Source organism: Actinosynnema sp. NPDC059335, assembly GCF_042752395.1.
GTDB lineage: Bacteria > Actinomycetota > Actinomycetes > Mycobacteriales > Pseudonocardiaceae > Actinosynnema.
This window is the reverse complement of the sequence record NZ_JBHYXZ010000054.1, coordinates 10,457-19,214: the sequence shown is the minus strand read 5'-3', so window position 1 is coordinate 19,214 and position 8,758 is coordinate 10,457. Positions and strand designations below refer to the sequence as shown.

Annotated in this window: 4 protein-coding genes; 1 reads left to right on the top strand and 3 read right to left on the bottom strand. The window is 72.6% G+C overall.

Annotated features, from left to right (window positions below; all coding sequences use genetic code 11):
* A partial coding sequence (locus tag ACFXGA_RS18625) for a hypothetical protein (RefSeq protein ID WP_378089417.1) occupies positions 1–1,926 on the bottom strand: 1,926 nt, incomplete at its 3' end.
* Complete coding sequence (locus tag ACFXGA_RS18620; RefSeq protein WP_378089415.1) at positions 1,923–2,549, bottom strand: TnsA-like heteromeric transposase endonuclease subunit; 627 nt, start codon at positions 2,547–2,549, stop codon at positions 1,923–1,925. The genes ACFXGA_RS18620 and ACFXGA_RS18625, both read right to left, overlap by 4 nt.
* 285 nt (positions 2,550–2,834) lie before the next feature.
* Between ACFXGA_RS18620 and mobF the strand changes: the two genes are divergently transcribed.
* On the top strand, positions 2,835–8,087 hold the full coding sequence (gene mobF / locus ACFXGA_RS18615) for a MobF family relaxase (protein WP_378089413.1): 5,253 nt from the start codon (positions 2,835–2,837) through the stop codon (positions 8,085–8,087).
* 240 nt (positions 8,088–8,327) lie between these two features.
* Here the strand turns inward: mobF and ACFXGA_RS18610 are convergent.
* A partial coding sequence (locus ACFXGA_RS18610) for a tetratricopeptide repeat protein (RefSeq protein WP_378089411.1) occupies positions 8,328–8,758 on the bottom strand: 431 nt, incomplete at its 5' end.

Sequence of the window (8,758 nt, the reverse complement as noted above, 5' to 3'; positions counted from 1 at the left end):
GAGCAGGTGGTAGAGCACCGGCAGCACCGCCACCGGATCACCGACCAACGCCGCGCCCTCCAGCAGCCCGTACTCGGCGCGGGTCAGCAGCGCGTCCAGCGCGCGGGCGATCTCGGTCTCCCCGACCGCCCGGCCGCTCGCGCGGCCGGACTGCTCGGCCAGCCGGCGGGCGTGCCGCCAGGTGAAATCCGCGAACGGCGCGGCGACCATCGCCCGGTGCGTCCAGGGGACGGTGACCCAGCCCTCGGGGGTGCGCAGGAACACCTGCGACAGGTCGTAGGGGTCGTAGTGCACCGGCCAGAGACCGCGCTTGCCGGCCAGCCCGGAGTGCTGCCGGCGGTAGCGGCCCAACTCGCCGCAGTCGTAGGTGCGCAGCCCGATCCGCAGCCCGTAGTCGTTGACCGCCCGCCATTCCACCGGCAGCAGCTCCAGGTAGTCGGCCCCGGTCAACGCGATCGGCAGGTAACCGGTGACCGCGACCAGCGCGGCGTAGCGCTCGTTCGGGGACAGCATCCGGCGCGGCGCGTGCGGATCGCGCAGCGCGTCGTGCGGCCGGTGCTGCCAGCCGACGATCAGCCACTCGTCCAGCAGGTCCTGCAACTCCCCGATCGTCCAGACCGCCGCGACGTCCCGGCCGCGCAGTTGGGTGTTGGCCGCCTTGAACCCGGCGACGTGCTGCGCGAACAGCGTCTTGACCGCGTCGAACGTCGCCTCGACCACGCCCTTGTCGGTCGGGGTGCCCTTGCGCGCCGGCTGGACCGAGATCCCCAGCCGCTCGCAGGCCCGACCGAAGGTCTCGGAGACGAACACCTTGCCGTGGTCGATGACCACCAGGTCCGGCACGATCACCGGCCGCGCCGCCGCCTCCCGCATCCGCGCGTCGACCTCCAGCAGCCGCTCGTGCGGCAGCACCGAGCCCGCCATCCGCAGCGCCGACGGCCAGCCCGGCCGCATCGGTTCCGGGACCAGCATCTTCGCCAACAGCAGCGAGGCGTCCACCGCCTTCGTGCCGACCGGGCGCAGCACCGCCGCGCAGATCGTGCGCGTCGCGACGTCGACCGCGATGGTCAGGTCCGCCTTCACCGGGACGCCGTCGGCGGCCAGCACCAACACGTCGACCGGCGTGGAGTCGATCTGGACCTGCTCGCCCGGCCGCGACGCGACCGTTACCGTGAACTCCCCGGCGGGCCGGTTCGCCGTCTGCCGCCGGGTCACCGCCGACCCGAACGTGTGCCGACCGACCGTCAACCGGTCCAGCAGCGCGTAGAACGCGGTCCTGCCCGGAACCGGCACCACCCCCGGCCCGTGCAGCTCCTCCAACCGGTTCACCGCCCGCCGGATCAGCCGCGACCGGGTGCCGGTGGAGGCGTTCGTCTCCTTCTCGATCAGCTCCCGCAGCACCGCCACCAGCCGCTCGTCGGCCTGCCCGGCAGGGTCGAACGTGCGCGCCGTGCGCTGGTCGACCAGACCCCACAAGCCCTGCTCCAGCCAGCGGGCGCGCTTGCGCTCGACCGTCCGCAGCCCCACTCCCAGCTCGGCGGCCTTGGCCCGCTGACGCTCCGCCAGGCTGGTCGCCTGCGGGTCGTAATCCGGTCGCGGTCGCGCGCCCGCCGACGGTTCCGGCGGCAGCCCGGTCTCGACCTCGACCAGGTGGTCGCGCCAGCGTTCGGCATCCGCGACGGCCTCGGGTGGCAGCGCCGCCAGCAGCCCCAGCGGCTCGACCGCCGACACCGTCACCGGCTCCCCACCGTCCAGAAGCGCGAAGTCCGCCGCGCCCATCAGATGCCCGGCCAGCACCACCTGGTGCCCGCCGGAATCCGAGCGCAGCCGCACCGACGTGCCCGCCAACCCCGCGACCACGTGCTCCTCACCGTCGAACACGACCCGGTCGCCCATCCGCAGCACCGGCCGCGCCGCGCCCGTCACCGGCCCACCACCGACTCCGGCCCCAGCGGCACCGACAGCTCCACCGACAGCTCGCGCAGCCAGAGCAGGTGGTAGAGCACCGGCAGCACCGCCACCGGATCACCGACCAACGCCGCGCCCTCCAGCAGCCCGCACGGCCGCGCGAACACCTCCCGCAGCCCGGCGGCGACCTCCGGCAGCAGGTGACGCGGATGCCGGTTGGCCGCCAACCAGCGCACGTTGCCCATCAGCACCGGCGCCACCGCGCCGACCACCTCGTAACGCCACCCCAGCACCGCGCACGCCGCCGCGGTCGCCTCGAACGCGACCCGGTCACGCGGCTTGACCCGATCCGACTGGCGGCAGTCCAGCACCAGCCCCGACCCGTCGGCCATCCGCGCGAAGTAATCCGGCGCGTGCGAGCGCCGCCTGCCCTCGGCAGTGCTGAAGAACAGCCAGAACGGCTGCGAGGCGATGCCCACGACGTCCGGATCGAAGTCCAGCAGGATCAGCCGGTCGCGCTCCAACCACGACTCGTGCCCCACCAACGTGCCCGTCGTGGCCGTCCACCAACGCCCCACGTAGTGGCGCTGCCCCTTGTACGAGGGGAACCGGCGCACCGGCAGACACGCCTCGAACGGCACCCGCCACGCATCCCCCAACCCCAGGCGATGCTCACCGTCCAGGTCGACGAACGCGACCTCTAACTCTCCCTCCCGCGACGCGGGAGCGCCCACAGGGAGCAGACCGAGCCTGTCCACGGCCGCGCATTCTGCCGACACCGCCCCGTACCCCGATCACCGCCCCGCCACCTAACCCCGAACACCGCCACCACCTCCGTCAACTACCTCCGAACACCGCCAACTAACTCTGAACGGGACAATCCCCCATCTGCCTCGTGCTGTCCCCCAGTTCTACTACCAAAAGCTATGTACCAATGCATCAGGCGATGCTCGGGTAAGATCGCGGCGTGCTCCGCACGACCGCGATCCCGCCGCACGCCACCTTCGCCGGTGGCGCTCGGTGGGCTGCGTGGGGTCGGTGAGGGGCCGGTGGGCGGTGTTCTGCGGCTGACGACGATCTCGGCGGGGCGAGCGGGTGCCGAGTACCTGTTGCGCGCGGCCGGCTGCGCCGAACATGATCATGCTCAGCATTCACGGGACGCGTCGTCGCCCGGCGCCGAGTACCTACTGGGCGGTAGCTCGCACGGTGAGCCGATGGGCGTCTGGTACGGGTCGGGCCTGGAGATGCTGGCCGACTCGTCGGGCGCGGTGCCCGGTGTCGGCGACCTCGTGACGGCCGAGCAGATGCGCGCGGTGTACGGCGAGCTGCGGCACTGGGAGTTGGACCCGGCCACGGGCAAACCGATCCGCGAGTTCGGTTCGCGGCCGCGCACCAAGGGCGTGTACGCCTCGCCGAAGGAACGGTTGGAGGCCGCGTTGGCGGCCGAGCCGACCGCGTCGGAGGAACGCCGCGCGGAGATCGAGCGGGAGTTGCAGCAGTCGCAGCGGCAGTCGGTGGGCTATTACGACCTGTCGTTCATGGCCGACAAGTCGACGTCGGTGTGGAAGGAAGTGCTCAAGGCCGCGGGCCTGCACGACCAGGCGGCGGCCGTCGACGCGGCGCACGACCAGGCGGTGCGCGAGGCTCTCGACTACATCGACGCGCACGTCACCACCACCCGCGTCGGGCGGCACAGCACCATCACGTTGGACGACGGCAGCAGGCGCACCACCGGCGAGATGGCCGGTATCAAGGGCCTGGTCATGACGCTGTGGCGACACTCGACCAGCCGCGACGGCGACCCGCACCTGCACACCCACGCCGCGATCCTGAACCGCACCGAGGTCGAGGGCGGCGGGGTCTACGCCGTGGACGGCCAGCAGTTCAAGGACTTGAAGGGCACCGCCGCGATCATCTACGAGCGGCGGATGGAGCAGCTGGTCACCGAGGCGACCGGTGCCCGTTACGGGTGGCGTCCGGACGGCCAGGCGCGCGAGATTGTCGGCATGGACCGGGTGCTGCTGGAGGAGTCCAGCGGCCGCGCGGCGGCGATGAAGAAGGAACTCGACAAGCTGGTCGAGGACTACGTCGACACCCACGGCCACGAGCCCAGCCGCGAGGCGCTGGGCAAGCTGCGCGCCAACGCCTGGTACAAGACCCGGCAGCCCAAGACCATGCTCTCCCCCGAGGCGCTGGCGGAGCGGTACGCGCGCAAGCACGGCACGCAGAAGCTGGTCGATCAGGTCGACGCGGTGCGCGCGGCCGCCCGCAAGGCCGACGTCGAGGGCGTTCCCGGTGATGCGCAGCGGCGCGCCATGGGCGAGGACGAGTTGCTGCGCACCGCCGTGGCCCGTGTCCAGGAGAAGTACGCGACCTGGGACCGCACGGGGTTGGCGTTGGAGGTCAACAAGCTGGTCGGCGAGGTGAACTGGGGCAGCACGACGGCGGGCGAGGTCGACCGGCTGCTGGACCGTGCGCTCGCGCCGGGTGGCCCGGCCGACGTCGTTGCGCTGGTCGGCAAGGTGCGCGCGGAAGCACCGGCCGCGCTGCGGGTCGACCTGACCCCGGAGGGTGCGCCGGTCTACCAGGTGGCCGCCGGCACCCGGTACGCCACGGCCGCGCACATCGGCGCGGAGAAGGAGCTGGTGGCGCAGGCGCACCGGTTCGGTGGCCCGAGGTTGGCGGTCGAGCGGGAGGTCGCCGCGGAGCGGAAGCTGCGCGAGGCCGGGTTGGGTCCGGACCAGGTGCGTGCCGCGACGGGCATTCTGAGCAGCGGCAAGGCGGCCGACGTGCTGATCGGCCCGGCGGGTGCCGGTAAGTCCAAGACGTTGTCGTGGGTGGACCGGTTGTGGCGCGAGGAGTTCTCCGCGCCGGTGCTGGGCCTGGCCACCTCGCAGCGCGCCACCGAGGTCCTGATCTCCGAAGGGCTCGAAGCGATCAACGTCGCGCAGTTCCTCACCAAGTACACCGGCGAGAACGCCGAGCAGCTCGCACCGCGCACGCTGCTGGTCGTGGACGAGGCCGGGATGGCCGACACCGACAAGCTCGCCGAGGTCTCCCGCCTGGTCCACGCCGCCGGCGGCAAGTTGCTCTACACCGGCGACCACGAACAGCTCGCCGCGGTGGGCAGCGGTGGCATGTTGCGGCTGCTCACCCGCGACGCCACGCCGTTCGAGCTGACCCAGGTGTGGCGGTTCCGGTCGGAGTGGGAGCGCGAGGCGTCGCTGAAGATGCGCGACGGCGACCCGGCCGCGATCGCCGAGTATCAGCGCCACGGCCGGATCCGGGGCGGCACCAAGCAGGAGATGATCGAGGCCGCCGTGCGCGGCTACCTCGCCGACGTGCTGGACGGCAAGGAGTCCGTCCTGGTCGTGCGCACCAACGAGGACGCCGCGCTGGTGTCGGGCATGGTGCGCGACGAGCTGGTCGCGCTGGACCGGGTCGGCGAGGATGTCCTGGCCATCGGCGGCGACGACAACCCGATCGGCCGCGGTGACGTGATCGCGGCGCGGCTCAACGACCACCGCGCGGACACGCAGAACAAGAAGATGGTGGTCAACCGGGAGCTGCTGACCGTCGAGGGCCGTAACGCCCAGGGCCAGCTCATCGCCCGCCGGCACTCCGACGACACCCGGGTCTACCTGCGGCCCGACTACGTGCGCCACCACACGACCCTGGCCTACGCGGGCACCGGGCACTCGGTGCAGGGCCGCACCACCGACACCGACCACGACCTGGTCGAGCGCGGGATGAGCCGCAACGAGCTCTACCCCGGCGCCACCCGCGGCCGCTCGGCGAACCACCTGTACGTGGTCACCGAGGCCGAACCCGACGCGCACAACCCCGAGACGTACTCGGTGTCGCCAGCCGACGTGCTGCGCGAGGTCCTGGCCACCGACGGTGGGCAGGTCTCGGCGACCGAGACCTGGCGGGCGGCGCTGGAGGCCGACGACTCCCTGGCGCAGATGGGCCAGGTCTGGGGCCTGGCGGCGCGCGAGGCGATGGAGCACCACCACCACGACGTGCTGCTGTCCCACCTCGGACCCGACCGCATGGAATGGGTGACCGGCGAGGACGGGCACCGGCAGCTCATGGCGACCCTCGCGCACGCCGAGCTGTCCGGCCACGACGTCGAACGCGTGCTGGCCGGCGTCCTGGGCCCGGATGCCCGCGCGTTGGACGACGTGGAGTCCATGTCGGCGGTGCTGGCCCACCGCGTGCGCGAGGTCGTGCAGGCCGCCGGTGATCCGCCGGTGCCGGGCCCGTGGTCGAAGCGGCTGCGGTCCTACGCGGGGACGATCAGCGAGTACGCCCAGGAGCTGGGCACGCTGATGGACCAGCGGGTCGACACGATGGCCCGCGCCCTGGTCATCGAGCCGCCGGACTGGGCGTTGGTCCAGCTCGGGCCCGTGCCCGCCGACGACGCCGCGCGCCGCCAGTGGGTCGCCCGCGCCGCGGCGGTCGGCGCGTACCGCGAGATGTACGGCGTGGACCCCGAGCAGATGACCATCGGTCCGGCACCTTCGCGGGTGCAGGACCCGGTCAAGCACGTGACGTGGCACCGGGCATGGGAAGCCCTCGGCCGTCCGGCCGAGCAGCGTGACCAAGCCGAACTGACCGACGAACAGCTGCGCGAGCAGGTGGCCCGGTGGGAGCGCGAGCAGCAGTGGGCACCGGCCTACGTGGCTCCGCAGCTTGAGCAGACCACGGTCCTGGCCGAGGAATACCGGCGCGAGTCGGTCACCCGCTGGGCCCAGGTCGACGCCGAGCTGACCACCACCCGGGGCGTGATCACCGACGACCTCCAGGCGCTGATCGACAAGGCCGAACGCGCCGACCGGATGCACGCCCGCCACGCCGAGCAGGCCGCCCGGTTCGAGCGGCTGCACGAGGCCCGCGAACGGTGGGCCGCGCACACCGCCGAACACGCCGAACGTGCCGCCGCCGCGGCGGCCGAACTCGAGCGTCGCGGCCGCGACCTGGTCGAGCCGCACCAGCCGCCGGTGCAGCAGGTGCTGTTCGACGTCGAGCACGCCGAGCGCCCCGACACCGAGGTCGCCGTCCCCGAGCAGCCGACCCCGGACCGCATGGTCGAGCCCGCTCCGGAGCCGGTCGAGCCGCCCGACGTCGAACCGGTCGACGTGCCGGACGTCGAGGACACCGGCGCGCCCACCGAGGAGCCAGACCTGGTGGAGGTGTTGCGCGAGCTGGCCGAGGAGTTCGCCGCCGACCAGGCAGCGTTCGAGGCCGAGCTGGCCGCCGGGGTCGAGGGCGAGCTGGTCGACGAGCCGCCCGCCCCGGCGCAGGCCACGCAGCCCGCGCCGGAGGTGCACGACGCCGAGGTCATCGAGGACGTCGCCGCGCAGCCGTCGGTCTCCACCGAGCTGGAGGTGGACTACTGCGCGCCCGGCGTCCTGCTGGACGTGGAGCCCCAGGACCACCAGCCGCAGGCCGAACCGGAGATCGTCGACGCCGAGATCGTCGACGAGCCGCAGTCCGAACCCGAGCAGCAGGTCGTGGCCCCGACCGCCGTCGAAAACGACGCCGAGGTGGAGCCCGCGGTCGAGGACTCCTACGCCGACGTGCCGCTGCCCGACGAGCCGGAGTTCGCCGACCCGGAGCCGGAGTTCGAGCCCGCGTTCACCTACGACGGGCCGCTGCCCGACCAGCCGGCCGGACGCGAGGACGACGAGTGGACGCCGCCGGTGTTCGCGCTGCACTACGACAAGCAGCCCGAGCCTGACCAGAGTGAACAGGCCGACGTCGACGACGACCAGGCGCAGGTCGAGCGCGGCGACTACGGCACCGCCTACCGCCTGGACGACGTGCCCGAAGCGGAGGCCACCTACCCGGCGCCGGTCGAGGTCGACGAGCACCAGACCACGCTGTTCGCGATCGACGCCGAGGTGCCCGCCCGGGTCGCGGTCGGCACCGTCCGCGACGAGACCACCCTGCGCGACGAGGAACTGCGCGCCACCCTGTCCGACCGCACCGTTCAGGGCCGCGAGCTGCGCGCCGGGCTGCTCGACGAGCGCCAGGTCCTCGACGACGAGGAACGCCGCCGCCGCTACTGGGAACGCGTCGACCTCGGCCACGACCGCTCGGTCGGGGCCGCCCGCGACCGAGCCACGAACCGGCAGCCGCAACCCCAACCTCAACCCGAGCCGCACCGCCGCTGACCAGGCCGGATACTCCGCGTGTCCTGGCTCAACCATTCCGATAAGTGGATCTTGGCCTGAGCTGTGGTTCTCATTTTCGCTGAGTCCTCCGCCGGCGGCCCCGGCTCAGTTTTTGTGAGAACTCTGGGGTCGCGGTTGGGACATCGGGCGGGCCCACCCGGACAGTTGATCTCGCTGTTGTCCGGGTCGCCGTTGCCCGGAACGCGCTGTCGTCGGCAAGCAGTGGCGCGCTGGCAGGTGTCATTCACCTGCGTCCATACCTTGCTGCTCCACCGCTTCTCGCCAGAAGGTGATCTCGTGGCGGGCGGCCGGGATGTCGGGGTGGTCGGGTCCCAGGACCCGCAGCCGGTCGGCCAGCAGCGCCTCGAACTCGGCGACCGCGCCGGCCGGATCACCGGCCTCACCCCGCCAGTCGGCGAGGCTGTGGCGGGTGCTCAGGGTGCGGATGTGGTCGGGGCCGTGGACCCGTAGCTCGTCTGCCAGCAGCGCCTCGAACTCCGCGACCGCGCCGGCCGGATCACCGGCCCCACCCCGCCAGTCGGCGAGGCTGTGGCGGGTGCTCAGGGTGCGGGGATGGTCGGGTCCCAGGACCCGCAGCCGGTCGGCCAGCAGCGCCTCGAACTCGGCGACCGCGCCGGCCGGATCACCGGCCTCACCCCGCCAGTCGGCGT

Bases quoted from the DNA above. Each gene is read 5' to 3' on its own strand.
- mobF (WP_378089413.1), top strand. From the start codon at position 2,835: ATGTACCAATGCATCAGGCGATGCTCGGGTAAGATCGCGGCGTGCTCC.